General features: G+C 62.0%; 25 protein-coding genes. 16 read left to right on the forward strand and 9 right to left on the reverse strand.

The genetic code is table 11. The features are described from left to right. Window position 1: 1 nt before the first annotated feature. On the reverse strand, window positions 2-1,237 hold the full coding sequence (locus FFS64_RS21060) for a 3-methyl-2-oxobutanoate dehydrogenase (2-methylpropanoyl-transferring) subunit alpha (protein ID WP_095195044.1): 1,236 nt from the start codon (window positions 1,235-1,237) through the stop codon (window positions 2-4). A gap of 185 nt (window positions 1,238-1,422) precedes the next feature. Here FFS64_RS21060 and bkdR point away from each other — a divergent pair, with 185 nt between their 5' ends. Next, on the forward strand, window positions 1,423-1,911 hold the full coding sequence (bkdR, locus tag FFS64_RS21065) for a Bkd operon transcriptional regulator BkdR (protein WP_008059350.1): 489 nt from the start codon (window positions 1,423-1,425) through the stop codon (window positions 1,909-1,911). Between the two features lie 118 nt (window positions 1,912-2,029). Here bkdR and FFS64_RS21070 read toward each other — a convergent pair whose 3' ends face one another. After that, the gene (locus FFS64_RS21070) at window positions 2,030-2,893 is read right to left on the reverse strand and encodes an MBL fold metallo-hydrolase (protein ID WP_137807007.1); all 864 of its coding nucleotides are present in this window, start codon (window positions 2,891-2,893) and stop codon (window positions 2,030-2,032) included. Window positions 2,894-3,055: 162 nt separating this feature from the next. Between FFS64_RS21070 and FFS64_RS21075 the strand changes: the two genes are divergently transcribed. The 4 genes from FFS64_RS21075 (at window position 3,056) to nahK (ending at window position 9,129) form a co-directional block, all read left to right on the forward strand. After that, on the forward strand, window positions 3,056-3,862 hold the full coding sequence (locus FFS64_RS21075) for a sulfite exporter TauE/SafE family protein (protein ID WP_137807008.1): 807 nt from the start codon (window positions 3,056-3,058) through the stop codon (window positions 3,860-3,862). A gap of 210 nt (window positions 3,863-4,072) precedes the next feature. Next, window positions 4,073-5,257: a porin gene (locus FFS64_RS21080; RefSeq protein WP_095195040.1), complete on the forward strand. Its 1,185-nt coding sequence runs from the start codon at window positions 4,073-4,075 to the stop codon at window positions 5,255-5,257. A gap of 145 nt (window positions 5,258-5,402) precedes the next feature. Beyond that, entirely contained in the window at window positions 5,403-6,566 is a 1,164-nt protein-coding gene (nosP, locus tag FFS64_RS21085) for a nitric oxide-sensing protein NosP (RefSeq protein ID WP_137807009.1), read from the forward strand. Then, window positions 6,496-9,129 carry a hybrid sensor histidine kinase/response regulator NahK/ErcS' gene (gene nahK, locus FFS64_RS21090; RefSeq protein ID WP_137807010.1) on the forward strand — a complete coding sequence of 878 codons (2,634 nt, stop codon included), beginning with the start codon at window positions 6,496-6,498 and terminating at the stop codon, window positions 9,127-9,129. The genes nosP and nahK overlap by 71 nt, the downstream gene beginning before the upstream one ends. Window positions 9,130-9,251: 122 nt before the next feature. Here nahK and FFS64_RS21095 read toward each other — a convergent pair whose 3' ends face one another. The 6 genes from FFS64_RS21095 to FFS64_RS21120 form a co-directional block, all read right to left on the reverse strand. Further along, window positions 9,252-9,917 carry a response regulator transcription factor gene (locus FFS64_RS21095; protein WP_007976602.1) on the reverse strand — a complete coding sequence of 222 codons (666 nt, stop codon included), beginning with the start codon at window positions 9,915-9,917 and terminating at the stop codon, window positions 9,252-9,254. A gap of 56 nt (window positions 9,918-9,973) precedes the next feature. Next, window positions 9,974-10,531, reverse strand: a complete 558-nt coding sequence (locus FFS64_RS21100) for a PQQ-dependent catabolism-associated CXXCW motif protein (protein ID WP_137807011.1) — start codon at window positions 10,529-10,531, stop codon at window positions 9,974-9,976. 150 nt (window positions 10,532-10,681) lie between these two features. Beyond that, window positions 10,682-11,473: an ABC transporter permease gene (locus FFS64_RS21105; protein ID WP_137807012.1), complete on the reverse strand. Its 792-nt coding sequence runs from the start codon at window positions 11,471-11,473 to the stop codon at window positions 10,682-10,684. Continuing rightward, complete coding sequence (locus FFS64_RS21110; RefSeq protein WP_137807013.1) at window positions 11,470-12,201, reverse strand: ABC transporter ATP-binding protein; 732 nt, start codon at window positions 12,199-12,201, stop codon at window positions 11,470-11,472. Before FFS64_RS21110 ends, FFS64_RS21105 begins: the two co-directional genes overlap by 4 nt. Next, on the reverse strand, window positions 12,198-13,172 hold the full coding sequence (locus FFS64_RS21115; RefSeq protein ID WP_095195034.1) for a YVTN family beta-propeller repeat protein: 975 nt from the start codon (window positions 13,170-13,172) through the stop codon (window positions 12,198-12,200). The genes FFS64_RS21110 and FFS64_RS21115 overlap by 4 nt, the downstream gene beginning before the upstream one ends. Window positions 13,173-13,200: 28 nt before the next feature. Further along, a complete protein-coding gene (locus FFS64_RS21120; RefSeq protein WP_137807014.1) occupies window positions 13,201-14,385 on the reverse strand; it encodes an ABC transporter substrate-binding protein in 1,185 nt (394 codons plus the stop codon). A gap of 157 nt (window positions 14,386-14,542) precedes the next feature. On the opposite strand from FFS64_RS21120, the gene FFS64_RS31780 reads away from it, so the two are divergent. Genes FFS64_RS31780 through FFS64_RS21130 form a run of 3 tightly spaced genes read left to right on the forward strand, consistent with a single transcriptional unit; the run spans window position 14,543 to window position 16,565 of the window. Next, window positions 14,543-14,665 carry a hypothetical protein gene (locus FFS64_RS31780; protein ID WP_256660507.1) on the forward strand — a complete coding sequence of 41 codons (123 nt, stop codon included), beginning with the start codon at window positions 14,543-14,545 and terminating at the stop codon, window positions 14,663-14,665. 2 nt (window positions 14,666-14,667) lie between these two features. Then, window positions 14,668-15,930 (forward strand): ATP-binding protein, encoded by a 1,263-nt coding sequence (locus tag FFS64_RS21125; protein WP_137807015.1) that lies wholly within the window; start codon window positions 14,668-14,670, stop codon window positions 15,928-15,930. After that, window positions 15,927-16,565, forward strand: coding sequence for a response regulator transcription factor (locus FFS64_RS21130; protein WP_137807016.1), 639 nt, complete (start codon window positions 15,927-15,929; stop codon window positions 16,563-16,565). The genes FFS64_RS21125 and FFS64_RS21130 overlap by 4 nt, the downstream gene beginning before the upstream one ends. A 68-nt stretch (window positions 16,566-16,633) precedes the next feature. Here the strand turns inward: FFS64_RS21130 and exaA are convergent, their stop codons facing one another. Further along, window positions 16,634-18,523 carry a quinoprotein ethanol dehydrogenase gene (exaA, locus tag FFS64_RS21135; protein WP_137807017.1) on the reverse strand — a complete coding sequence of 630 codons (1,890 nt, stop codon included), beginning with the start codon at window positions 18,521-18,523 and terminating at the stop codon, window positions 16,634-16,636. A 253-nt stretch (window positions 18,524-18,776) separates the two neighbouring features. Between exaA and pedF the strand changes: the two genes are divergently transcribed. The 8 genes from pedF to pqqB all read left to right on the forward strand — a co-directional run bounded on the left by pedF (window position 18,777) and on the right by pqqB (window position 26,846). Further along, complete coding sequence (gene pedF, locus FFS64_RS21140) at window positions 18,777-19,238, forward strand: cytochrome c-550 PedF (RefSeq protein WP_137807018.1); 462 nt, start codon at window positions 18,777-18,779, stop codon at window positions 19,236-19,238. Between the two features lie 3 nt (window positions 19,239-19,241). Continuing rightward, a complete protein-coding gene (locus FFS64_RS21145; protein ID WP_137807019.1) occupies window positions 19,242-20,117 on the forward strand; it encodes an ABC transporter substrate-binding protein in 876 nt (291 codons plus the stop codon). 9 nt (window positions 20,118-20,126) lie between these two features. Then, on the forward strand, window positions 20,127-20,888 hold the full coding sequence (locus tag FFS64_RS21150) for a quinoprotein dehydrogenase-associated SoxYZ-like carrier (RefSeq protein ID WP_137807020.1): 762 nt from the start codon (window positions 20,127-20,129) through the stop codon (window positions 20,886-20,888). Between the two features lie 16 nt (window positions 20,889-20,904). Next, a complete protein-coding gene (locus FFS64_RS21155; protein ID WP_137807021.1) occupies window positions 20,905-21,843 on the forward strand; it encodes a quinoprotein relay system zinc metallohydrolase 1 in 939 nt (312 codons plus the stop codon). Window positions 21,844-22,014: 171 nt separating this feature from the next. Then, on the forward strand, window positions 22,015-23,790 hold the full coding sequence (locus FFS64_RS21160) for a PQQ-dependent methanol/ethanol family dehydrogenase (RefSeq protein WP_137807022.1): 1,776 nt from the start codon (window positions 22,015-22,017) through the stop codon (window positions 23,788-23,790). A 247-nt stretch (window positions 23,791-24,037) separates the two neighbouring features. After that, the gene (locus tag FFS64_RS21165) at window positions 24,038-25,558 is read left to right on the forward strand and encodes an aldehyde dehydrogenase family protein (protein ID WP_137807023.1); all 1,521 of its coding nucleotides are present in this window, start codon (window positions 24,038-24,040) and stop codon (window positions 25,556-25,558) included. 246 nt (window positions 25,559-25,804) lie between these two features. Then, entirely contained in the window at window positions 25,805-25,876 is a 72-nt protein-coding gene (pqqA, locus tag FFS64_RS21170) for a pyrroloquinoline quinone precursor peptide PqqA (RefSeq protein WP_003253598.1), read from the forward strand. A 55-nt stretch (window positions 25,877-25,931) separates the two neighbouring features. Then, window positions 25,932-26,846 carry a pyrroloquinoline quinone biosynthesis protein PqqB gene (gene pqqB / locus FFS64_RS21175; protein ID WP_137807024.1) on the forward strand — a complete coding sequence of 305 codons (915 nt, stop codon included), beginning with the start codon at window positions 25,932-25,934 and terminating at the stop codon, window positions 26,844-26,846. Window positions 26,847-26,968: the final 122 nt, after the last annotated feature.

Raw genomic sequence — 26,968 nt, forward strand, 5'->3', positions numbered from 1 at the left:
GTCAGATCCCCAGCTCTTGACGCTGGCGCTTCAAATGCTCCGGCATCTCTTTGTAGACGTCTTCGAACATGGTCGCGGCGCTTGGAATCTGGCCGCCGGCGAGGGTGCCGTACTGTTCGGCCTGTTTCTGCGCGGCGATCACTTCGGCTTCCAGCTCGGCGCTGACGGCGGTGTGTTCCTCTTCGGACCAGTGGCCGACCTTGATCAGGTGCTGCTTGAGGCGCGCAATCGGATCGCCCAGCGGGAAGTGGCTCCAGTCGTCGGCCGGACGGTATTTGGATGGATCATCGGACGTCGAGTGCGGGCCGGCGCGGTAGGTGACCCATTCGATCATGGTCGGGCCGAGGTTGCGGCGGGCGCGTTCGGCGGCCCAGGCGGAAGCGGCGTAGACCGCGTAGAAGTCGTTGCCGTCGACCCGCAGGGAGGCGATGCCGCAACCGACGCCGCGACCGGCGAAGGTGGTGGCTTCACCACCGGCAATGGCCTGAAAGGTCGAGATGGCCCACTGGTTGTTGACCACGTTGAGGATCACCGGCGCGCGGTACACGTGGGCGAAGGTCAGGGCGGTGTGGAAGTCCGACTCGGCGGTGGCGCCGTCGCCGATCCACGCCGAAGCGATTTTGGTGTCGCCCTTGATCGCCGAAGCCATGCCCCAGCCGACGGCCTGGACGAACTGGGTGGCGAGGTTGCCGGAAATGGTGAAGAAACCGGCCTCTTTCACCGAGTACATAATCGGCAGCTGGCGCCCCTTGAGCGGATCGCGCTCGTTGGACAGCAGTTGGCAGATCAGGTCGACCAGCGGTACGTCGCGGGCCATCAGGATGCTTTGCTGTCGGTAGGTCGGGAAGCACATGTCGTCGATGTTCAACGCCAGGGCCTGGGCGCTGCCGATGGCTTCTTCGCCGAGGCTTTGCATGTAGAACGACATTTTCTTCTGACGCTGGGCGACGACCATGCGGTTGTCGTAGATCCGCGTCTTGAGCATGGCGCGCATGCCTTTGCGCAGGATCTCCACCGGTACGCCTTCGGCCCACGGACCCAGGGCATTGCCCTGATCGTCGAGCACGCGAATCAGGCCGCGGGCCAGATCGGCCGTGTCGGAGGGTTCAACGTCGATTGGGGGTTTGCGCACCGTACCGGCATCGGTCAGATGCAGGTAGGAGAAGTCGGTTTTACAGCCGGGGCGGCCCGAGGGTTCCGGGACGTGCAGGCGCAGCGGTTCGTACGCTTGGTTCATGGCTTCTACGCTCGATCTTGTGAATTTCTTGTAATGAGCTGACAGATTTCGTTCGGTAAAAGAAATCTTGTCCTACAACAATCATAGGCCCGGCCAAGAAGAATATTTCTCTCTGTTTCGTTGCGCTAAAGATCATTTGCAGATAAAAAATCTGCATAAACATAAAAAACAGGTGGTTTTGTCTCATGCGCAAACTGGACCGTACCGATATCGGCATTCTTAACAGCCTTCAGGAGAACGCACGCATCACCAACGCTGATCTTGCGCGCTCGGTCAATCTGTCGCCAACGCCGTGTTTCAACCGGGTCAAGGCGATGGAAGAACTGGGCCTGATTCGCGAGCAAGTGACCCTGCTCGATGCCGACCTGCTGGGGCTTCACGTCAATGTGTTCATTCACGTCAGCCTGGAAAAACAGGTGGAGGAAGCGTTGCAGCATTTCGAGGAGGCGATTTCCGATCGCCCGGAAGTGATGGAGTGCTACCTGATGGCCGGCGACCCGGACTACCTGATCCGGGTGCTGGTGCCGACGATCCAGTCGCTGGAGCGTTTCATGATGGATTTCCTGACCAAAGTCCCCGGCGTCGCCAATATCCGCTCGAGCTTTGCGCTCAAGCAGGTGCGCTACAAGACGGCGCTGCCGCTGCCGGCGAATGGATTGACGCTAGGCACCTGAATTACCCCGAGCCCTGTAGGAGCGAGCTTGCTCGCGAAAAACGTCCAGTCACCGCGTTCATGCAGACAGGGCGCGTTATCGTTTGCGTCCATCGCGAGCGTGCTCGCTCCTACAGGATTTAGAATTTGTTCAGGGGAATCTTGAGGTAGGTCACGCCGTTGTCTTCGGCCGGTGGCAGATTCCCCGCCCGCACATTGACCTGGATCGCCGGCAGCAACAGCGTCGGCATGCCCAATCCTGCATCGCGCCGGGTACGCATGGCGACAAAGGCTGCCTGGTCGATACCGTCGCGCACATGGATGTTGCCTTTGCGTTGTTCGCCCACCGTGGTCATGCAGCGTGGTTCGCGGCCTTCAGGCGGATAGTCGTGGCAGACGTAGAGGCGCACGCCGGCAGGGAAGGCCAGCAACTTGTGGATCGAGGTGAACATCTGGTGGGCATCGCCACCGGGAAAGTCGCAGCGCGCGGTACCCACGTCCGGCATGAACAGTGTGTCGCCGACCAGGATCACATCGCCGTCGATCAAGTAGGCCATGTCCGCAGGAGTATGGCCGGGGACATGCAGGGCCGTGGCCTTGAGGTTGCCGATACGGAATGACTCGTCGGGGGCGAACAGGTGATCGAATTGCGAGCCATCGATGCAGAATTGCGGCTCAAGATTGAACAGGGCCTTGAACACGTTCTGTACCTTGCAGATCGACTGGCCGATGGCGATCTTGCCACCCAGTTCCCGGCGCAGGTACGGCGCGGCGGAGAGGTGGTCGGCGTGGGCGTGGGTTTCCAGCAGCCATTGCACCTGCAAGTGGTGCTCGCGCACGAACGCGATGATCCGGTCGGCCTGCACGGTGGCGGTACGCCCGGCAGCGCCGTCGTAATCGAGTACAGGATCGACGATTGCGCATTGCCCGCCGTCGGCTTCGTAGATTACGTAACTGTAGGTGGATGAGGCGGGGTCAAAAAAGGCTTCAATCAGGGCGGGCATGGGGGTGATTTCTTAGTGGAGTCGCCATGAGGTTAGTTTCATTTTCCCCGCGTTGACCAGCCCCGCTTCAATTCAATTGATGAAAAAAGTTGTGCGGGCTCTATCCTGTCACTCAATCGATACCGGGCGTTCCCGGCCCTTGTCATGGATTACGAGCGTTCTATGTTGCTGGCGAGTTTTTTTGGTGTGGTCATGGGGTTGGTGCTGGGTTTGACCGGGGCAGGCGGCGGCATTCTTGCCGTACCGGCGCTGGTGCTTGGCCTGGGTTGGAGCATGACCACGGCGGCGCCCGTCGCGCTGTTTGCCGTGGGCAGTGCGGCGGCGGTCGGTGCCATCGATGGGCTGCGGCACGGGCTGGTGCGTTATCGCGCGGCGTTGCTGATCGCGGCGCTCGGCGCGGTGTTTTCGCCGGTGGGCATCTACGTCGCCCATCAGTTGCCGGAAAAGATCCTGATGATCCTGTTCAGCCTGCTGATGGTCATGGTGGCCGCGCGGATGTTGCGTCGTGAGCGCAAGGATGAGGGACCGAGCGATCATGGCCATGCCAACTGGGGCCAGAAGAACTGCATGCTCGACCAGCACACCGGACGCTTTTCCTGGACCGCCAAATGCACCGCGACCCTCGCGGCTCTCGGCGCGGTCACCGGCGTGGTCTCAGGGCTGCTGGGCGTGGGTGGCGGCTTTCTGATTGTGCCGGCTTTCAAGCAGCTGACCGATGTGCAGATGCGCGGAATCATCGCCACTTCGCTGATGGTGATCAGCCTGATCTCGGCCATCGGCGTGATTGGCGCGTTGCATGCCGGGGTGCGCATCGACGGGCTGGGCGTGGCGTTCATCGTCGCCAGCATCATCGGCATGCTCATCGGTCGAAAACTCTGCGCCCGGGTGCCGGCGCGGGGGTTGCAGGTGGGGTTTGCCAGTGCCTGCCTGGTGGTCGCCGCCTATATGCTGATGAACGCAGCGTACTAAACCGGATATTTGCCCTCCTGCAGGTACATCCGCCGGCGGGCTTACACCCTTGGTGCCGAGCCTCGCCGACAAGCGGTCGTACGCCGTAACTATCGCGCGCCACCGGCCATTCCAAAGCACCTGAATACCGCCCCCAAGGCAGCGTATGGCGCCGCCTGTCAGCTTTCGATAATCGCCTCCGACATCTCGTCCCCCGTCGCGGAGCGCGCCATGCACAACAATAAGAACTTCACGCATCGTTTTTTGCCTGCCTTGATCGCCAGCCTGTCCTCCCTTGGCCTGAGTTCCATGGCCGAAGCCGAGATCATGCTGTACGACAAGGACCAGACCACGTTCTCCACCGACGGCTACATCAATGCCTTCTATGTGAACAGTGATGTCGACCGCGACGGCGAGCAGTACGACCGTCGCCAGTCGCGGGTGAAAATGGGTTTTCTGCCCAACTACCTGGGCTTCAACATGGGCAAGCAGGTCGATGATCTCAAGCTCGGCGCACGCGCCTCGTTCTGGGTGACCATCAACGACAGCGAAACCAACGGCACCGACACCGCCATCGATGTGCGGCAGTTCTACGGCACCGTGGCCAATCCGCAGTGGGGCGAAGTGTTGATCGGCAAGGATTTCGGCCTGTTTGCCCGCTCCAACATCCTGCTCGACGAACTGCTCGCCGGGTACGGCCAGGTCAGCGATACCTTGGGGCTGGTGGATGGCGGCGGGGTGTCGTTCGGCAACATCGGCACCGGTTATCCGTACCCGTTCCCGACCTCGCAGATCACCTACCGCACCCCGGTGATGGACGGCTTGCGGGTGGCCGTGGGCATCATGGACCCGGTGGACACCAACGACAGCAGCCCGACGGGCAAGGCCTACCAGGAAAACCCGCGCACCGAGAGCGAGATCACTTACCAGTTCGACCTCGCCGGCGCGAAAATCTACAGCTGGGTCAACGGCAGCTACCAGACCTCGGACAATACCGATTCCACCGTCGACACCGTCACGTCCAAAGGCGTCGGCTATGGCGTGCAGGCGAAAATGGGTGGCTTGTCGCTGACCGGCTCCGGTTTCCAGGCCAAGGGCATCAACCCTTTTTTCACCAACAATGCGGGCGAGCCGACCCTGCGTAACGTCGACAGCGATGGCTACCTGTTGCAGGGCTCCTACAAGCTGGGCAAGAACCGCCTGGCACTGTCTTACGGCAAGACCAAGGACGATGGCAACGGCGCGGTCGGCAGCGGCGCGGACTATGAAACCCGTGGCATTGCGCTGTTCCATGACGTCAATGACAACCTGAAACTGGTGGCCGAGTACAACCAGTTCGAAATCAACGGCCACGACACCAGCGACCAGAACGAAGACACCGATACCTTTGCGGTGGGGGCGGTGTTGACCTGGTAAGCGGCGCCGTAAATCTCTTTGCGGGAGCGAGCAAGCTCGCTCCTACTCCCATCGAAGCCCCTGACCGCTACCCAAGTAGCATACGTCCCGGCACCAGGCCTTCGTACACTCGTGCCTCCTACACACGCACCTGCGGGGGGCGATGATGCAGCAGTTCCAGAGCGAAGGGGTCGTCAGTGCAATGTCCCTGGCCACCGATCCCCGGCAGGTGGTGCAGGAGCTGGCGCGGCAGTTGCTGCATCCGAACCTGGGCTTCGTGCTGTTCTTCTGTTCGGCCGAGTACGATTTGCAGGCGCTGGGCCAGGCCTTGCAGCAAGGATTCGGTGGTATACGCCTGGCCGGTTGCACCAGCGCCGGGGAGATCACCCCGCTGGGTTACGGGCGCAATTGCGTGACGGCGGTGGGCTTCGATCATCGGCACTTTTCCATTGCCCTCGAACTGATCGACGAAATGGAACACTTCAGCCTGATCGATGCGCAACAGATGGTCGAGCGCCTGGTCAGCGGTTGTCGCAGCAATACGCTGGCACCGATCAAGGGCAACAGTTTCGCCCTGACGCTACTCGACGGCTTGTCCAGTCGGGAAGAAATGGTCCTGGCGGCCTTGAGTGCAGCGTTGGGCGACATTCCGCATTTCGGTGGCTCGGCCGGCGACGACAACTACCTGACCCACACCCATGTTTACTTCGACGGCGGCTTCCATAGCGGTGCGGCGGTGGTGGTGCTGGTCAACACCTGGCTGGATTTCGAAGTGTTCACCACCCACCACATCCTGCCTCGGGCGGAGAAGCTGGTGGTTACCGGGGCCGACAGCGCCTCGCGGCGGGTCTTCGAACTCAATGCCGAGCCGGCCGCTGCCGAGTACGCCCGGCACATCGGCGTGCCGGTGGCTGAACTCGACCACCGGGTCTTCGCCGCGCACCCGTTGGCGGTGCGGATCAACGAGCACTATTACGTGCGCGCCATCCAGCAGGTTCACCCGGACCTGAGCCTGAGCTTCTACTGCGCGGTGGAGAACGGCATCGTCCTCACCGCCATGACGCCTGGCCCGATGCTGCCGAATCTGCAAAGCCTGTTCGCCGGCTTGCAGGAACGGCTTGGCGACCTGTTGCTGACCATCGGCTGTGACTGTTTCCTCAGGCGCCTGGAGCTCGAAGGCGACGGCAACCTGGAGCCGATCGGCCGGTTTTTGCGCGAACAGCGGGTGATGGGGTTCAACACCTACGGAGAACAGTTCAATGGCATGCACATCAACCAGACCTTCACCGGCGTCGCCATTGCCCGGGGCCGGTCCCTCGGACAGCGCTGAACTCCAGGCCCGGATCGCCGGGTTGCAGCACGACAATCAAAAGCTGCAGCGGATCAACGCGGCACTGATCGAGCGCATCGAGTCCGGCATCACCCGGGGCAACGATCCGTACGCGGCGTTCCAGCATTCGGTGGTGTTGGCCGAGCAGGTGCGCGAACGCACGGATGCCTTGAACCAGGCCATGGCCGAACTCAAGGCCGGCAACCATTTGCTCAGCGAAGCCCGCCTGCGCGCCGAAACGGCCCATCAGCACCTGATCGATGCCATCGAGAGCATTTCCGATGCCTTCGTATTGTTCGACGCCGAGCAGCGCATCGTCCTGTTCAACAGTCGGTTCAAGGCGTTCTGGAGCAACAGCCGGGTGCGAATCAACGCCGGCATGCGCCTGACCGAGGTCAAGCGCCTGATGCAGAGCAACGGCCTGTTTACCGAAGAACCCCGTGGGCATGCCGACGAAAACCTGCTGTATCGCCTGCAGGATGGCCGCTGGCTGCAAGTCAGCGAACGACCGACCCAGGAAGGCGGGCGGGTGATTCTGTTTACCGATATCACCGACGTCAAACTCAGCGAAACCGTGCGCCGCGAGCAGGCGGTGGCGCAGAAGTCGCATCTGTTGCAACGGGCGGTCGACAACCTGTCCCAAGGGGTGGCCATGGTCAACGCCGAAGGCATCCTGGAGTTGTGGAACCGCCGGTTCCTCGAACTCAGTGGCCTGGCCCCGGTGGCGGCCCATCGTCCGTTTGCCGAAGTGATCGCCGACAGCGAACTGACCCTGCTGACCCCGGCCAGCCGTGGTGCCAACGGGCGGCCCGTACAGGAGTGCGAACAGCGCCTGTATGACGGCAGGGTCCTGGAAATCCGCACTCATCCGTTGCCCACCGGCGGGTTCGTCAACACCTTCACCGACATCACTGAACGCTACCAGCACGCCGAAGCCCTGAGTGAAAGCGAGCGCTGGATTCGCCTGATCACCGACCATGTGCCGGCATTGATCGCCTACCTCAATGCCGATCTGGTCTATGAGTTCACCAACAAGGTCTACGAGGAATGGTACTGCTGGCCGCGCGGCGTGATGCTCGGCCAGAGCCTGCGCGAAGTGCACAGCGAGCAGCATTACCAGCGGCTGGAATCCTATGTGGCCAGGGCGCTGGCCGGGGAAAGCGTGACCTTCGAATTCGCCGAGACCAACGTCAACAATCAGGAACGCTATATGTTGCGCTCCTACGTTCCCAATCGCCTGGCCAGCGGCGAGGTGGTGGGGATTTTCGTGTTGATCCGCGATATCACCGAACGCCGCCGCACCGCCGAAGCACTGCACCAGGCCTATCAGAACCTCGAGCTGCGGGTGCGCGAACGCACCGCCGAATTGACCACCCTCAACGACCAGTTGCTGCGGGAAATCGAGGAACGCCGCCGGGTCGAGTCACGCTTGCGCGAGGCCAAGCTGGAAGCGGAGCAGGCCAATCTGTCGAAGACCAAGTTTCTCGCCGCGGTCAGCCACGACCTGCTGCAACCGCTGAACGCCGCACGGCTGTTCACCAGTGCCTTGCTGGAGCGTCGCGAGCCGATCTGCAATGAGGTTTTGGTGCGCAATGTCAGCAATTCCCTCGAAGACGTCGAGAACCTGTTGGGCACCCTGGTGGATATTTCCAAGCTCGATGCCGGCGTGATCAAGGCCGACATTGCACCGTTCGCCTTGAGCGAGCTGCTGGAAAACCTCGCCGCCGAATACACCCAGGTGGCCCGCAGCGAAGGCCTGCAACTGCATTTCATCCCCTGTTCGGCACTGGTGCGCAGTGACATCCAGTTACTGGCGCGGATCCTGCGCAACCTGTTGAGCAATGCCATTCGCTACACCTACAGCGGTCGTGTAGTGCTGGGCTGCCGACGTCAGCACCAGCGCCTGTCGATTCAGGTGTGGGACAGCGGCATGGGCATTGCCGAAAATCGCCTGGAAGAAATTTTCCAGGAGTTCAAGCGCGGGGATGTGCAGCGCCCGGACCAGGATCGCGGTCTGGGCCTTGGCCTGGCCATTGTCGAGAAAATCGCCGGCATTCTCGGGCACCGCATTCAGGTGCGCTCGTGGCCGGGCAAGGGCTCGATGTTCTCGGTCGAGGTGCCGATGAGCGCCACCGCGCCCAAGCCGGTGCCCAGCCTGCTGATGAGCGAACCGATGCTCGAACGGCTGCGCGGCGCGCGGATCTGGGTGTTGGACAATGACGCGACCATTTGCGCCGGCATGCGCACATTGCTCGAGGGTTGGGGATGTCTCGTGGTGACGGCGCTGTCGGAAGAGGATCTGGCGCGGCAGGTGAACAACTACCATGCCGAGGCTGACCTGCTGATTGCCGATTACCACCTGGACAACGACCGCAACGGCATCGACGCCGTGGCCCGGATCAACGCCCGTCGCGCCTCAGCGATCCCGGCAATGATGATCACGGCCAATTACAGCAACGAACTCAAACAGCAACTCCGCGAGCTGGGGCATACCCTGATGCACAAACCGGTGCGGCCGATGAAGTTGAAGACGGCGATGAGTCATTTGCTCGCCAGGCCCTGATTTCTCGGTTGTCGGTGCTGGCCTCATCGCTGGCAAGCCAGCTCCCACAATGGATGTGTGCTGTTCACAAATCCCTGTGGGAGCTGGCTTGCCAGCGATGGGAGCGGCGCGGTCTACCTGTTTCAGCGCCGCAAATAAGACCCGAAATCAATATCCCCGGCACTCAGGATCGCCTGCACGCGGTTGTGTACGTTGAGTTTGCGCAGGATCGCCGAGACGTGGGCCTTGACCGTGGTTTCGGCAATTTCCAGGGTGTAGGCGATCTGTTTGTTCGATTCGCCCTTGGTCATGCGCTCCAAGACCTGCAGCTGCTTGCGGGTCAGGGCCTGGAGCAGTTCCGGCGGGAAGCTCGGGGTGTCGTTCATTCGCCGGTGGGTGCTGCTTTTGGCCGTGCGGATGATGTCCGGGGGCAGGTAGACGTTGCCATTGAGAATCTGCTGGATGGCGTCGGTCATTTGTGCGCGGGGCGAAGATTTTGTGATGAAACCCACGGCACCGTAGGTGATGGCTTGCAGGACAATCTGTTTGTCCTGTTCGGCGGAAACGATCACCACCGGAATGGTCGGCGCTTCGTTGCGCAGGTTGATCAGGCCGTTGAGCCCATGCATGCCGGGCATGTTCAGGTCGAGCAGGATCAGGTCCAGGTCATCGTGTTCCTGGGTCAGTGCCAGGGCGCTGTCAAGGTCGGCGGTTTCCATCACCTCGCTGCCGGCAAAACCATCGCTGATGACGTTGTGTATGGCTTCGCGAAACAGCGGGTGATCGTCGGCAATCAGAATTTTGTACATAGCCTTTCACCTCATTATTTTGATTATGGTGTGGCAACAACACGCACGCGTAAAGCTCAGGGGAAGGGTTCCGGCCGGGCTGGGGCCAGTGGCAGATTGGCGGCTTGCCAGGCGTCCAGGCCATCGCGATACCAATACAGCGTCTTATAGCCCAGGCTGGCTGCGCGTTTGACCGCGTTCCAGCTCAACCAGCAATCGGCGCGGCAATAGAAGACCAGCGGTTGCGTCGGGTCGCCGTTGGTCAGTTTTTGCAGGTTGCCCGCGAAATAGTCCTGCCATTGCGGCGTCAGCTCGCCGTCGCCAGTGTTGGCCAGCCAATGGCTGCCGGGCAGGTTGTCATGGGGCTGGTCTTCGATGAAACGGCCTTGCAACCATTGGCGGCGATAGACGTCGATCAACAACGGGCGCGGTTGTTGCCCCAGCAGGATTTGCAGGGCCGGGGTGTCGATGAGGTTCGCGCCTTGCAGCTGGTTCGGTGTCGGGCTGCGGTACAGGTCGATACGATAGCCGTCGGGGGAAAACAGCTGGGGTTCTGCGAGTGCGCCACCCAGCCACAGGCTGAGCGACAACGCAGCGAGAGTGGGACGCAACAGGCGACGTCGTGCACGCGGCATGGGGATTGATCCTTATCGTTATGCGCCCATTACATGCCAGTCGTGGTGCGTTGGGAATGCGACGATAGACAGGTAAAACCAGTACTAAAGTAGTAATTTCTTGTGCCAATCCCACGCACCATGAAGATCCCTGTGGGAGCGGGACATCCTTCAGGTGGATTTGCGCAGGGCCGCATGCTGCGGGTTGAAGGTCAGTACGGCAAGGACCGCGAATACCAGCGTCAAACCCGTACAAACTCCCAGCGCCAGCGGATTGAAACGTTCATACAGCGCAAAGCGCACCAGTTCCACCGCGTGGCTGAACGGGTTCACCGCGCACAGCCAGTACAGCCACTCGCTGGCCTCGCGCATTTTCCAAAGCGGATACAGCGCAGAAGACAGGAAAAACAGTGGGAAGATCACGAAGTTCATCACCCCGGCGAAGTTCTCCAGCTGGCGGATCGCGTTCGACAGTAATAACCCCAGGGCGCTGAGCATCAACGCCACCAGTAACAGAGCGGGCAGGGCGATCAACAGACCCATGGCTGGCGGCTGCACGCCGTAAAGCCAGGCAATCGCCAGGAAGGCATACACCTGCAACAGTGAAATCAGCGACGTGGCCAGCAGTTTGCTGCACAGCAGGAACGTCCGGGGCAGGGGGCTGGTCAGCAGCACGCGCATGCTGCCCATTTCACGGTCGTAGACCATCGACAGCGAACCCTGCATGCCGTTGAACAGCAGGATCATGCAGGCCAGGCCCGGAATGATGTAGACCTCGTACGGAATATAGGTGTCGTAGGGCTCGATGATCGCGATGCCCAAGGCGGCGCGAAATCCCGCGGCGAACACCAACAGCCACAGCAGCGGGCGCACCAGGGCGCTGAGAAACCGCGTGCGTTGCAGCACGAAGCGCAGCCATTCGCGCAGGACGATGCCGCTGAAACATTGCCAGTAAGCGTTCATCGGGCCGCTCCTGTGGTGGTCAGTCGAGTGAAGGCCGAACCCAGGTCGCCACCGTGTTCCAGGCTCAGTGCATCGGCCTGCCCGCTGGCCACCAGGCGGCCCTGATGGAGAATCAACAAGTCGTCGCTGGGCTGCACTTCATCGAGCAAATGGGTGGTCCAGAGTACGCTGATCCGTTGTTCGCGACACAGGCTGCGAATGTGCCGGTTGAGCGCCAGGCGACTGGCCGGGTCGAGGCCGGCGCTGGCTTCGTCGAGCAGCAACAGGCGCGGTTCGTGCAACAGGGCGCGGGCAATTTCCACCCGCCGGCGATGGCCGCCATTGAGTTCGCGTACCCGCTCGCCACGGCGCTCACCCAGGGCCTGGCGGGCCAGTTCCGCATCGACCCGCCACTTCGTCTGGCGGCGAGACAAGCCATGCAGCGCTGCGTGGTAACGCAGGTTCTGCTCGACGCTGAGGTCCAGATCCAGCGTGCTTTGCTGGAACACCACGCCCAATTGCTTGAGCGCCGGACGAGGCGCGTTGCGCAATGAACAGCCGCCGACGCGGATATCACCCTGCTGCAGATCATAGAGTCGGGTCAGCAGGGCGATCAGTGTGGATTTGCCGGCGCCGTTGGGCCCCAACAGCGCGGCGAAACGCCCGGACGCCAGGCTGAAGTTCACCTGGCGCAAGGCCTCCCGAGGACCGTAGGCGAAGCTCAGGTCGCTGACCTCCAGAGCGTTCATGGCGTCACCACCACGCCCCAAGGGTAACGCCCGACCTTCACCGATTTGCTGACCTTGAGGCTGTCGACATCGATCACCGACACATCGCCGCTGACGCCGTTGGTGGCGAGCAATTGTTTTTGATCCGGGGTGAACGCCAACTGCCAGACGCGTCGGCCCACCAACAGGTAGTCGAGGATCTCGAAGGTCTTGGCGTCGACGACCGCCACGTGATTGGCCGGGCCCAGGGCCACGAACGCGTACTTGCCGTCGGCGCTGAGCTTGATGCCCACCGGCTGCACCTTGTCCGGGTGAACGCCCTTGATCTGGAAGTTCAGGGTCTTGAGTACATTACGGCTGGCGACGTCGAGAATGGTCACCGTGCCACCGATTTCCGCCGAGGCCCAGAGTTGCACACCGTCATTGCTGAACTCGACGAAGCGTGGCCGTTGATCCACCAGCGTGCTGTCGGCCAGGGTCTGGGTGCTGGTGTCGATCCAATGCAGCATGTTGGTGGTTTCGCTGGTGTTCACCGCCCACTTGCCGTCGGGGCTGACCGCCATGCCTTCGGGCTCGACGCCGACGCTGATCTGGCCGAGCACCTTGGAGGTCTCGGTGTCGATCACTGTCACCAGCGCATCGTCTTCGTTGGAGACGTACAGCCAGCGGTTGTTGGGGTGCAGGGCGAATTGCTCGGGGTCCTTGCCCGAGGGCAGCTCCTTGATGATCTTGCGGGTGGCCACGTCCATCACCTGGACCCGGTCCGAGTCGCTGGCGCAGATGTACAGCAACTTGTTGTCATGGGACAGCAGCAGACCACGGGGGCGCTGGCCGACGGGCAGGGTCTCGGTGACTTGCAGGGTCTGCATGTCGATCAGGCTCAGGTTGTTGTCCTTTTCATTGGAGACCCAGGCGGTGCTGGCGGCGGCATGGCCGGCGGCGAGCAGCACGGCCCAGGAAAGAAGGGAGCGGCAAAGCAGAGTGCGGCGCATGGCAGTTTCCTTGTTGTAGTTGTTGTGTTCAGGGAAAGCGGCAGCTCACCTCGGGCTTGTCGTAACCCAGGCTGTCCATCTCGTTGAAAGGGTGCAGAAAGCCGTCCTGGGGCGAGGTGCTGACCAGCGCCCGGGGTTGCACGATCGGAATCGGTTGGCGCAGTTGGCCGTTCCACGGCCGGTAACTGAGCTTGCGGCCCTTGAAACCGTCCAGCGGCAATTGATCGCTGATTTCCAGGTTGCGGATGGCCATCGGGTCGCTCTGGCGCAGTTTGCTCACGGCGCTGGCGATGCTGCGCACGGCGATCCATGCGGCGAAATCACGGTCGTTCATCCAGCGCCCGGCCAGCGCTTCGAAGCGTTTTTGCAACTGCGCGGCGCCGTAGGTTTCCACGGTCTTGTGCCAGCCTACCGGGGTCAGGCCCTGGGTGCCGGCGACCGGGCGCGGGTACCAGGTCTGGTACGGCACGTATTCGCCGAAGTCGCCGCGCTCATCGGCCACCAGTACCACGTCGTATTCGGCGGTCTGGGTAAACAGTGGCATATCGGCCTGGGCGCTGCGCCGTTGATCGTTATCGAAACGCCAGGGTTTTTCCGCCACCAGTTGCAGGCCGAAGCGCTTGGCGGCACGGCGCAGAGCCGCGGCGTAGGCTTGATCGTCCACGGTCGGGCCGACGATCAGCAACGCCCGCTGCCATTTGCGCAGCACCAGAAATTGCGCCAGCGCATCGGCGAGCATCGCCCGGCTCGGCAGACTGTGCAGCACGTTCGGCAGGCAATCGGTGGTGCGCAGGCTGTCGTCAGGGCTGCCGGCGTTGAACAACAGGCTGTCGGGCAGCGCGGCACTGAGCTGGCGCAGGCTGCTGGCCGGTGCGTTCACCACAAACAGGCGCAACCCTAGTTCATGCTGGGTTTTCGCAGCGATGAGCAAGGCTTCGGGGCTGTCGACGTTGGCACCGACCAGGCTGTAACTGTGATTGAGAAAGCGCCCGGTGCTGTTGCTGTCGGTGATCGCCAGTTCGGCGCCGCGCAACCCGGCATCGGTGGGTTCCGTAATGACGTTGGACAACAGCGGGCCGGGATCGGGGCGATAGCCCAGATAGCCGATCCGTACCTGCAACGGCGCATCCGCCGCCTGGCTCTGAGTGGCCAGCCCGGCGGCGCAGGCAATCGCCAGCAGGTAAAACAGGGCGTAAGGGGCAAGCTGGCGCATAGGGCACTCCATTACAGGTAGCGCCAGCATAGGAAGCCCATCCAGTGGTGGAAATATGCAGAAAGTACCAACCGGCCAGTACCAAGGTAGTAGGCCGGCCCGGACGGCGCGGTTTTAGCATGGTCGACAACGGCTACTGCTCTGGAGGGGATTGACCATGCGTATTGTCAAAGCGCTGCTCCTGCCGTTTCTGCTGATTTTGACCCTGATCGGCGTCGACCGGCTTCACGCGCCGCGTCCCGCGCCGTTGCAGGTCATGCCCGCGACACCGGGGCGCTAGCCATGTCAGCCCTGTGGCGGATCAATCTGTGGGTCTGCGGTTTTTTCACCCTGGTCACCCTGGCGTGCATGCTGTTGCTGATGCATCAGGCGTTGGAGGATGTGGAGCGTGAACTGCAATCGGCCGAAGCGGTGGTCGAGTACCTGAGCGAAACCGCCGGGCGTGACCCGGTCAGCCTGCAACCGCGACTGACCGCAAGCCTGCGCCATGTGCGCGTACGCTGGCTGGCACCGGACGAACAGCCACAACTACCGGTGCAAGACGGACTCGATGCCTGGCTCGGGCGCCTGCTGTTCGCGCAAGTTCCTCATGGCGCAAGGCTGGTGGCGCTGGCGGATGGCCGACGGGTACAGATTGCCGTGGACCCGCGCGATGAAATCGACGAAGTCCGGGATTCCCTGCAGCAACTGTTGAGCCTGTGTGCGCTGGCACTGATGGTCAGCCTGTTGACCATCCGCTGGGCTGTGCGACGGGGCATGGGTTTGCTCGAAGAGCTGCTGCGGGCGTTGCAGCAGGTTTCGGCTGGCCGGCTCAAGGTGCGCTTGCGTCCGCAGGGCGGGCCGGAGACGCGGCAACTGGCCGCGCATTTCAACCGCATGACCGCTGCATTGGAACAGGCCGGTACCGATAATGCCCGGCTGACCCAGGCGCTGTTGGCGGTGCAGGAGCAGGAGCGTACGCAGCTGGCCCAGACCCTGCACGACGACCTCGGCCAGTACCTGGCCGGCATTCGTGCCCAGGCTTGCCTGTTGCGCCTGGTGGCGGATCGACCGGAGACCGTCAAGCGCACGGTACGGGAGCTGGAACACAACTGCGAGCATCTGCAACAAGGCTTTCGCGCGCTGGTGCACAACCTCTATCCGGTGGTCTTGCAGCACTTGCCGCTGGCCGACGCTTTCGCCTTGCTGGTGGAGCAATGGCAGGGCCGCCAGGGCATCGATTGTCAGTTGCGGATCAGTGCGCGGTTACCGTCGCTGTCGGCAGCGGACAAGACCCATCTGTACCGCCTGCTGCAGGAAGCCCTGACCAACATCGCCCGGCATGCCGAGGCCAGTCAGGTGCGGGTTCGTCTGCAACACCACGGTGCGCACTTGCGTCTGCTGGTGCGCGATAACGGTCGTGGTGCCGCGCCATCCCGGCGTCCCGGCGTCGGCCTGCATTCGATGCGCGAACGCGCCCGCAGCCTGGGCGGTGACCTGCGCATCATCAGCCACCCCGGCGCCGGATGGGCGCTGACCTTGAGCATGCCTTTGGAGGCTTCATGAATATTCTGCTGGTCGATGACCACGCGGTAGTCCGCCAGGGCTACGCCAGCCTGTTACGCGCCGTGTTGCCGGCGATGGAAGTCCGTGAAGCGGCGACCGGTGAAGAGGCGCTGATCCGGGTCCAGGAAAGCGTGCCGCATCTGGTGATCATGGACTTCGGCTTGCCGGGGATCAGTGGCCTGGAAACCATCCGATGCCTGCGCCAACGCTTGCCGCAACTGCGGGTGCTGTTTTTCAGCATGCACGATGAATTGCCTTTGGTGCGTCAGGCACTGGAGGCCGGGGCGTCGGACTACCTGACCAAAAGCTCGGCGCCGCAGGTGTTGATCGAGGCCGTGCGCCGCGTCCTCGCCGGCCATGCCTACATCGAACAGCCACTGGCCACACAACTGGCCTGCCATCCGCAACAGAACGCCAGCGACCCGCGCCTGCAGAGCATGACCCAGCGCGAACTGGAGATTTTCGTGATGCTCGCCAAAGGCACCCCGGCGCGGCAAATTGCCGAGCAGTTGAGCATCAGCAGCAAGACCGTGTCCAATCACCTGACATTGCTCAAGAGCAAACTGCAAGTCAGTTCCCATGCCGAGCTGGTGCATCTGGGGATTGATATGGGGGTGGTGCGCAAGGCGGGGTGATTCAATGCACTGCGCCACCCTGTAGGAGCGAGCATGCTCGCTCCTACAGGGATAGGTAGGGCGGGGGGTTATCTTTGCGCGGTCTGGTTATCCCAGCTCGGGATCTTGAACACCCAGAACGACCCGCCCTGAGCCACCGGTTTGGTCAGCTCGGCCATGTCGCCGCCCCACAACGGCACCGCGCCGCCGTAGCCGACGGTCACGCCGATGTACTGCTCGCCATCCTGTTCCCAAGTGATCGGTGGCGAGACGATGCCGCTGCCGGTCTGGAACTTCCACAGCTCCTTGCCGGTTTTCGCATCGAAGGCCTTGAAGAAACCGTCACCGGTGCCGGTGAACACCAGGTTGCCCTTGGTTGCCAGTACACCGGCCCACAACGGCAGGTGTTCCTTGTGCTCCCAGACCACTTTGCCGGTGGTCGGGTTCATCGCCCGCAGGGTGCCGACGTGATCGTCGTACATGCGCTTGATGCGGAAACCCATGCCCAGATAGGCCGAGCCTTTCTTGTAGCTGACCTCTTCGGTCCAGTACTCCTCTTTCCACTGGTTGCCCGGAATGTAGAACAGCCCGGTGTCCTGGCTGTAGGCCATGGGGTTCAAGTTCTTGCCACCGAGGAACGGGGGCGACACTTCCACCGGTTTGCCCTTGGTTTCCCCCGGCAGCGGCTTGGCCGGACGCTGGCCCTCGTTTTCCACCGGGCGCCCGGTCTTGAGGTCGATGTGGCTGGCCCAGGTGATGTTGTCGACGAAGGGGAAGGCGTTCTGCAATTTGCCGTTGTTGCGGTCGACCACGTAAAAGAAACCGTTGCGGTCGGCATGGCCGGTGGCCTTGACCGTTTTTCCGTCCTTGTCCTTGTAGTCGAACAGCACCAGCTCGTTGTTGCCGGAGAAGTCCCAGGCATCGTTCGGCGTGTGCTGGTAGAACCATTTCACCTCGCCGGTACTCGGGTCGACGCCGACCTGGCCCGAGGTATAGAGGCTGTCGTAATCCCGTGGGTTGCCGTCCTTGGCGGTGCGCGCCCAAGTGTTCCAGGGGCCGGGGTTGCCGGCACCGACAATGATCGTGTTGGCTTCGGCATCGAAACTGGCGCTCTGCCAAGGGGCGCCGCCGCCATGGCTCCAGGCCTCGACCTTGCCGGTTTCGGTGGTCGGGTCGTTCGGCCACGACGGCGCCTTGACGTCGCCGGTCGGCGTACTGTCCTTGCCGTTCAAGCGTCCCATGTGGCCTTCGACAAAAGGGCGCATCCAGACTTCTTCGCCAGTGTCCGGATCGCGGGCGAAGAGCTGCCCGACCACACCGAACTCATCGCCGGAACTGCCATGGATCAGCAGCACCTTGCCGCTGGTCTTGTCCTTGATCAGCACCGGCGCGCCGGTCATGGTGTAGCCGGCGGCGTGGTCGCCGAATTTCTTGTTCCACACCACTTTACCGGTGTTCTTGTCCAGGGCGATCAGTCGTGCATCGAGGGTGCCGAAGTAGATCTTGTCGCCGAAGATCGCCGCGCCACGGTTGACCACGTCGCAGCAGGGACGAATGTTGTCCGGCAGGCGGTGGTTGTAGGTCCACAGGCGCTTGCCGGTCTTGGCATCCAGGGCGAATACCCGCGAATACGAACCGGTGACGTACACCACGCCGTCGCTGACGATGGCCTGGGATTCCTGGCCGCGCTGTTTCTCGTCGCCAAACGAATAGGACCAAGCCGGTGTCAGCTTGAACACGTTCTGGTCGTTGACCTGGGCCAACGGGCTCCAGCGCTGGGCGTTGGTGCCCATGCCGTATTGCAGCACGTCCCTGGTGGTCAGGTGATCGTTGGCGATGTCTTCCCAGCTCACCTTGCCGGTGGTGGCCGGTGCGGTTTCGGCGTAACCGGCCGCGCTCAGGGACAGGCTGCCGACCAGCAGAAAAGCCTGTATGGCGAGGCTCAAGGGGGAAAGGGCGGGTAGCGATCTTATTGTCATGGTTGCAGTTCCCAGTGGAGGTTTTGACCTGCACAGGGTGGGGCGCCGGGCGTGCGACGGATACGGAAAAAGTCCCGTCGTTGCCGGGAAAACTTCCCATGGATCACCTGATTTGGAAGTCCGTCCAACGCCTTACTACCAAGGGATTAGACGGCGGCCACCAAAGCAGCATGGGGCCATGATCCCGGGGTTTCTAAGATGGCTGCCATAGCCTCTGCCAAGAGGTTTTGCGTGCAATCCTGAGGGCATAACAATGACAACAAAACGCAACGCCTTGCTCGTCACCGGGCTGTTGGCCGGTCTCATCAGTGCGGGTTCCGTCTGGGCCCACGGCAATGTGGTGCCGCAGGCCGTCGCCACTCAGGGCCTGACCCCGATCAAGGAGGCCGGGGTGCAATTGGACGCCGATGGCTGGGCCGCCGTGAACCCTTATCGCACGGCTCCGGAGCACGACAAAGCGGTGGAAATCGGTGCGTCGGCCTACAACCAGAACTGCGCGGCCTGTCATGGCCTGGAAGCCAAGTCGGGCGGGATCGCCCCGGATTTGCGCATGCTCGACGCCGGTGAGTCGGGCGATGAATGGTTCGTGGAGCGGGTGCGTCATGGCGCGGTGCGTGACGGTCGGGTGTACATGCCGAAAATGGCCGACTACCTGAGTCAGGAAGCCCTGTGGGCGGTGCGCACCTATCTGGATAGCGTCCGCGTCGAGGAGTGACCCATGCGCCTGCTCGCGGTGTTGATCAGCGCTGTGTGGCTGTGCTGCCAGTCGGTGCAGGCGCAGGTTCGCAACTATGACGAAATGATCGCCGCCGGCGAGTTGAAGGTGGCGGTCTACAAGGATTTTGCCCCCTACAGTTTTGAACAGGCCGGTCAGCCCCGTGGCGTTGACGTGGAACTCGCCCAGGCTTTGGCCAAGGCGTTGGGCGTGCGCCTGACGCTGATCTGGGTGCCAGCCGGTGAGAAGCTTGACGACGATCTGCGCGATTACATCTGGCGCAGCAGCCCGTTGCACAATCAGCAACTGGCCGACCTGATGATGCGCGTGCCTTACGACCGAGACTATGCGCAAAAGCGCAACGAATTCGGCGAGCTGGAGAACGGCCATGTGGTGATGTTCGGGCCGTACCAGAATGAGCAATGGCAAGTCGCCTACGACCGCCGCCGACTGGACAAGGTCGCCAGCGTCGCGGTGTTCGAGCAGCACCCGATCGGCGTCGAAGTCGACAGCGTGCCCTCGTTCTACCTGACCTCGGTGTTCAACGGCATGCTCGCTGGCAAGACCCGCCACTATCCGGGCGTGCCCCAGGCGTTCGCCGCGATGAAGGCCGGCGAGGTCGACGCGGTCATGGCCATGCGCGGCGAAATTGACTGGCAGGTGCATGAAGCGGCCGATCCGCAATGGGCCCTGGCGCAGAACGCCTACCCGAACATGGGCAAGCAGCTCTGGGAGATCGGCATGGCGGTACACGAAAGCAACCGCCAATTGGCCTATGCCGTGGAAGAGGCGCTGGAAAGCCTGATCCGCGACGGTTCGGCAAAAACCCTCTACGACCATTACGGCCTGCGTTACGACGTGCCCGAGATGTACCAATAGGAGCAGGCGATGAAATGGCAAAGGCGTTGTCTGTTGGCCTGCTGTTTGAGCGTGGCGGCCCATGCCGCCGCCGTCGATCCCGGTAAAGACCCGGTGCCATCGGTGATGTGGAGCTTCTATCACAAGCAAATGCTCGGCGATGCGCCGTTTGTGTTCGATGAGCGGGTCAAGCTGTTGGCGCCGCCATTTGCCGAAGACGCGCGACAGGTGCCGCTGGAAATCGATGCCCGGGCGTTCAAGGGCGATGTCGTTAAAATCCTCGCCTGGGCCGAACTCAACCCCTTGCCGAAAATCGTCGATTTCGAGCCGCGGGCTGGTGTGTTGCCGTGGCTGTCGATCCGCATCCGCGTCGAGCAGGCCACGCCCCTGCGTGCGGCGGTGTTGACCCGTGACGGCCTGTGGCATGTCGGTTCGACCCTGATTGATGCGGCCGGTGGCGGCTGCACCGCGCCGAGCGTGGTACGTACCCAGGCCGGTTGGGAAGAGCACATCGGTGAAGTGCTGGGCGGCCGGTATCCGCGCGAGGATTTCAGTCGCCTGCGCCTGCAGGTGGCGCATCCGATGGACAACGGCATGGTCAGTGGCATCCCGGAATTTTTCATCAATCAAGCTGAGCTGCGTAATCAGCATGATCAACTGCTGGCACGCCTCGAACTGTTCCCCGCCGTCAGCGAAAACCCCAGCCTGGCGTTCGATATCGAGGGGGTAGGGCAGACGCGGCTGTTGTTGCGCGATAACAGCGGCAATCAATTCGATGCGGCCATACCCTGACCAGAAGGAACCTGTCATGCGCTGGATGCTGCTGTTGTTGATCGGCCTGTGTTTGCCGGTCATGGCCGATCTCGAATATTCGCTCAAGCCCAGGCAGATCGCCGAAGACACCTGGCTGCTGGAAGGCAGCACCGATAATTTCGCCAGGGACAATGGCGGCAACATCGTCAACACCGCGTTCATCGTCACCGAGCGTGGCGTCGTGGTGATTGATAGCGGCCCGTCCAGGCGCTATGGCGAGGCCATGCGCCGGGCCATTGCCGCCACCACCGACAAACCGGTGATCAGGGTCCTGCTGACCCATCATCACCCCGACCATGTATTGGGCAACCAGGCGTTTGCCGATGTGCCGATAGGTGCACTGGCCGGCACCACCGAACTGCTGCACAAGCAAGGCGACGCCATGGCCGAGAACATGTACCGGCTGGTGGGGGACTGGATGCGCGGCACCGAGGTGGTGCTGCCGAACCTTACGCTGACCCCTGGCGTGGAAAGTTTTGGGAATCATGATCTGCGCCTGCTAAGTCTGGGTGGGCATACCGGTGCGGATCTGGCTATTCTCGACCAGCAAACCGGCGTGCTGTTTGCCGGGGACCTGGTGTTTTATCAACGGGCACTGACCACGCCCAACAGCCCGGGGCTGTCAGTGTGGCTGGCCGATCTCGCGACCCTGCAGAGTTTGCCCTGGACGCAGATCGTGCCCGGCCATGGACCGGTCGCCCGCGATGCCAGACCCTTTGCGCAAATGCGCGATTACCTGAACTGGCTCGACCAGTTGATGCGCGAGGGCGCGGCCCATGGCAGCGACATGGCCGAAATGATCCGCAGCCCCATCCCCGAGCGATTCGCCGGGATCAGTTTGAGTCGCTATGAGCTGATTCGCAGCGTCAGTCATTTGTATCCGCGCTATGAGCGCGCCCGGATGACGCGGGTGGATTCCAACGCAAACAACTGACTCACCCCCATCCCCTGTGGGAGCAGTGTTGTCCATCCCTTCCGAACCTGTACCAAGGAACTAGAAATCTCCACATTGCGGCCAATTGTTGTCAGGGCGGCGGCGCCCAAGAATCTGCTCCAGACCGGGAAAATTTCCCGGAAATAACAAAAATCCGCAGAGGAAGCCGTCATGACTCAACCCGCACGTCGCCAGCCCTTCGTCTTGAGCCTGTTGCTCAGTGCCATGCTGTTGTCCGGCCAGGCATTGGCCGGGGTTTCCGACGAGGACATTCTTCAGGACCCCAAGAACCCGGAACAGGTCGTTACCAATGGCCTGGGCGTCCAGGGTCAGCGCTACAGCCCACTGGATATTCTCAACGTCGACAACGTCAAGGAACTGCGACCGGCGTGGGCGTTTTCCTTCGGTGGCGAAAAGCAGCGCGGCCAGCAAGCGCAGCCGATGGTCAAGGACGGCGTGATGTACATGACCGGTTCCTACTCCCGGGTTTTCGCGGTGGATGCGCGCACCGGCAAGAAGCTCTGGCAGTACGATGCGCGCCTGCCGGATGACATTCGTCCTTGCTGCGACGTGATCAACCGGGGCGTCGCGTTGTACGGCGACCTGGTGATCTTCGGCACCCTCGACGCCAAGCTGGTGGCGCTGAACAAGGACACCGGCAAAGTGGTCTGGAGCAAGAAAGTCGCCGACCACAAGGAAGGCTATTCGATCAGCGCCGCGCCCCTGGTGATCAACGGCAAGCTGATTACCGGCGTGGCCGGTGGCGAGTTCGGGGTGGTGGGCAAGATCGAAGCCTACGACCCGAAAAACGGTAATTTGCTATGGAGCCGGCCAACGGTCGAAGGCCATATGGGCTACGTCTACAAGGACGGCAAAGCCGTGGAAAACGGCATTTCCGGCGGCGAGGCAGGCAAGAGCTGGCCGGGCGACCTGTGGAAGACCGGCGGCGCGGCACCGTGGCTTGGCGGTTATTACGACCCGGAAACCAATCTGTTGCTGTTCGGCACCGGTAACCCGGCACCCTGGAATTCGCACCTGCGGCCGGGCGACAACCTCTATTCGTCGTCGCGCCTGGCGCTCAACCCGGACGACGGGACCATCAAGTGGCATTTCCAGAGTACGCCCCACGACGGTTGGGACTATGACGGCGTGAACGAACTGGTGTCGTTCAACTACAGCGAAGGCGGCAAGGAAATCAAAGCGGCGGCCACTGCCGACCGTAACGGTTTCTTCTACGTGCTGGACCGCACCAACGGCAAATTCATCCGTGGCTTCCCGTTTGTCGACAAGATCACCTGGGCCACCGGCCTGGATAAGAACGGCCGGCCGATCTACAACGAAGCCAGCCGCCCCGGCGCGCCGGGTTCGGAGGCCAAAGGCAGTTCGGTGTTCGTCGCGCCGGCGTTCCTCGGTGCGAAAAACTGGATGCCGATGGCCTACAACAAGGACACCGGGCTGTTCTACGTGCCGTCCAACGAGTGGGGCATGGACATCTGGAACGAGGGCATCGCCTACAAGAAAGGCGCGGCGTTCCTCGGCGCCGGGTTCACCATCAAGCCGTTGAACGAAGACTACATCGGCGTGCTGCGGGCCATCGACCCGAAAACCGGCAAGGAAGTCTGGCGCCACAAGAACTTCGCGCCGCTGTGGGGCGGGGTGCTGACCACCAAAGGCAACCTGGTGTTCACCGGCACGCCGGAAGGCTTCCTGCAGGCGTTCAATGCCAAGACCGGTGAAAAGGTCTGGGAATTCCAGACCGGCTCGGGCGTACTCGGCTCGCCCGTGACCTGGGAAATGGATGGCGAGCAGTACGTCTCGGTACTCTCCGGCTGGGGCGGTGCGGTACCGCTGTGGGGCGGCGAAGTGGCCAAACGGGTGAAGGACTTCAACCAGGGCGGCATGCTCTGGACCTTCAAACTGCCCAAGGATCTGGTGGCCAGGCACTGACCCCGGACCCACCACCTGACCCCTTGTGGGAGCGAGCCTGCTCGCGATAGCGGTGTGTCATTCAGCAAAGTTGTACCTGACACGTCGCCTTCGCGAGCAGGCTCGCTCTCACAGGAGAGGGATTGGAGTGAAACCTACGACCAAATAACGAGAGCCCCTCCTGCCAACGATGCATTCGTCCGGCGCGCGGGGCTCTCTAGTATCGGTTCATCGCCTGTACAGGCATCGACCCAGACAGAGGCTCATCATGATCTACGCCCAACCCGGAACACCCGGCGCCGTTGTTTCCTTCAAACCCCGCTACGGCAACTTCATCGGCGGCGAATTCGTCGCTCCGATCAATGGCGAGTACTTCACCAATACCTCGCCGGTCAACGGTGAAGTGATCGCCGAATTCCCACGCTCGAGCGCCGCCGACATCGACAAAGCTCTCGACGCCGCGCATGCCGCCGCTGATGCTTGGGGCAGGACCTCGGCCCAGGACCGCTCCCTGGTGCTGCTGAAAATCGCCGACCGCATCGAGCAGAACCTGGAAATTCTCGCCGTCACCGAAACCTGGGACAACGGCAAGGCCGTGCGCGAAACCCTCAACGCCGACGTACCGCTGGCGGCCGACCATTTCCGTTACTTCGCCGGCTGCATTCGCGCCCAGGAAGGTGGTGCTGCCGAGATCAACGAACTGACCACTGCCTATCACTTTCACGAGCCATTGGGCGTGGTCGGACAGATCATTCCGTGGAACTTCCCGCTGCTGATGGCCGCCTGGAAACTCGCGCCCGCCCTGGCCGCGGGTAACTGCATCGTACTCAAGCCGGCGGAGCAGACGCCGTTGTCGATCATGGTTTTTGCCGAACTGATCGCCGATTTGCTGCCAGCGGGCGTGCTGAACATTGTCCAGGGTTTCGGCCGTGAAGCCGGCGAGGCGTTGGCCACCAGCAAACGCATCGCCAAAATCGCCTTCACCGGTTCGACCCCGGTGGGCGCACACATCCTGCATTGCGCCGCCGAGAACATCATTCCGTCCACCGTGGAGTTGGGCGGCAAGTCGCCGAACATCTTCTTCGAAGACATCATGAACGCCGAACCCGCGTTCATCGAAAAAGCCGCCGAAGGCCTGGTGCTGGCGTTCTTCAACCAGGGCGAAGTCTGCACTTGCCCATCCCGGGCGCTGGTGCAGGAATCGATCTACGAACCGTTCATGGCCCAAGTCATGAAGAAAATCGTCAAGATCAAGCGCGGTAACCCGCTGGACACCGAGACCATGGTCGGTGCCCAGGCGTCGCAGCAGCAGTACGACAAGATCCTCTCCTACCTGAACATCGCCCAGGAGGAGGGCGCCCAGTTGCTCACCGGCGGCGCGGCCGAGCGTCTGGAGGGCGACCTGTCCAGCGGCTATTACATCCAGCCGACGCTGCTCAAGGGCACCAACAAAATGCGCGTGTTCCAGGAAGAAATCTTCGGCCCGGTGGTGGGTGTCACCACCTTCAAGGACGAAGCCGAAGCCCTGGCCATCGCCAACGACACCGAGTTCGGCCTGGGCGCCGGCCTGTGGACCCGCGACATCAACCGCGCCTATCGCATGGGTCGCGCGATCAAGGCCGGGCGGGTGTGGACCAACTGCTACCACCTGTACCCGGCGCATGCTGCGTTCGGTGGCTACAAGAAGTCCGGTGTCGGCCGGGAAAACCACAAGATGATGCTCGACCATTATCAACAGACCAAAAACCTGCTGGTGAGCTACGACATCAATCCGCTCGGGTTCTTCTGACTTCCTGAAAACACCACATCTCCATTGTGGGAGCGAGCCTGCTCGCGAATGCGGCCTGACATCCAGCATCAATGTTGAATGTACTGGCCTCTTCGCGAGCAGGCTCGCTCCCACAGTGGTTTTGTGTGTTCGCCACCCCCTACCAACGCACCCCCAAACCTCCTTCGAAAGTAGCATTCGGGTGTCCTGCGCCCCGTGCATTAATGGTGCTACCGGAATCGCCCGGCACAAGAAGAGGAATGACCCATGTGGACTAAACCCGCGTTTACCGATCTGCGCATTGGCTTCGAAGTGACGATGTATTTCGCCAACCGTTGATTATTCACCCGGCCAGCCATTGCGTTGGCCGGGCCTGCCTTCTGGAGCATTGCTCATGCACATCCGCGTTCTGGGTTCCGCCGCCGGTGGTGGTTTTCCGCAGTGGAACTGCAATTGCCGCCAATGCGCCGGCGTGCGCAATGGCAGCCTGCGCGCGCACCGACGTACGCAGTCATCGATCGTCCTGAGCGACAACGGTGTGGACTGGGTGCTGTGCAATGCTTCACCGGACATCCGCGCGCAACTCGAGAGTTTTGCGCCGCTGCAACCGGCGCGTCGGTTACGCGATACCGCCATCGCTGGCGTGGTGCTGCTGGACAGCCAGATCGATCACTGCACCGGCCTGCTGAGCCTGCGCGAAGGCTGCCCGCATGACGTGTGGTGTACCCAACGGGTTCATCAGGACCTCAGCAGTGGCTTCCCGCTGTTCCCCATGCTCAGTCACTGGAATGGCGGGTTGCAGTGGCAGCCCATAGGTCTGGATCGTGAGCCGTTCAGTATCGGTGCCTGCGAGTACCTGAGGTTTCACGCGATTCCACTGGTCAGCAACGCACCGCCGTATTCGCCCCATCGTGGCAACCCGCAACCGGGGGACACCATTGGTTTGTTCATTGAAGACCTGCGCAGCGGCAACTCATTGTTCTACGCGCCAGGGTTGGGGCAAGTCGACGACGAAGTGCTGGGTTGGATGCAGCGCGCCGATTGCCTGCTGCTGGATGGCACCCTGTGGCGCGACGACGAGATGCGCGTTTGCGAAGTCGGGCAGAGCCTTGGCAGCGAAATGGGTCATCTGGCGCAGAGCGGGCCCGGCGGCATGCTTGAACTGTTGGAAGGTTTTCCCCGCCAGCGCAAGGTGCTGATTCACATCAACAACACCAATCCGATCCTCGACGAAGACTCGGCCGAACGGGCGCTACTGGAGCGGCGGGGGATCGAAGTGGCTTACGACGGCATGGATATTGTGCTGTAGCGACTGACGCCTTCGCGAGCAGGCTCGCTTGTATGGTAGGACTTGAAGGGAGGAGGAGGGACAAGGCTCGATTCTGACTGTTGACGCAGTACAGACCGTGGGAGATTTCGCCCCTCCTCCTT

Source organism: Pseudomonas sp. G(2018), assembly GCF_005502415.1.
GTDB lineage: Bacteria > Pseudomonadota > Gammaproteobacteria > Pseudomonadales > Pseudomonadaceae > Aquipseudomonas.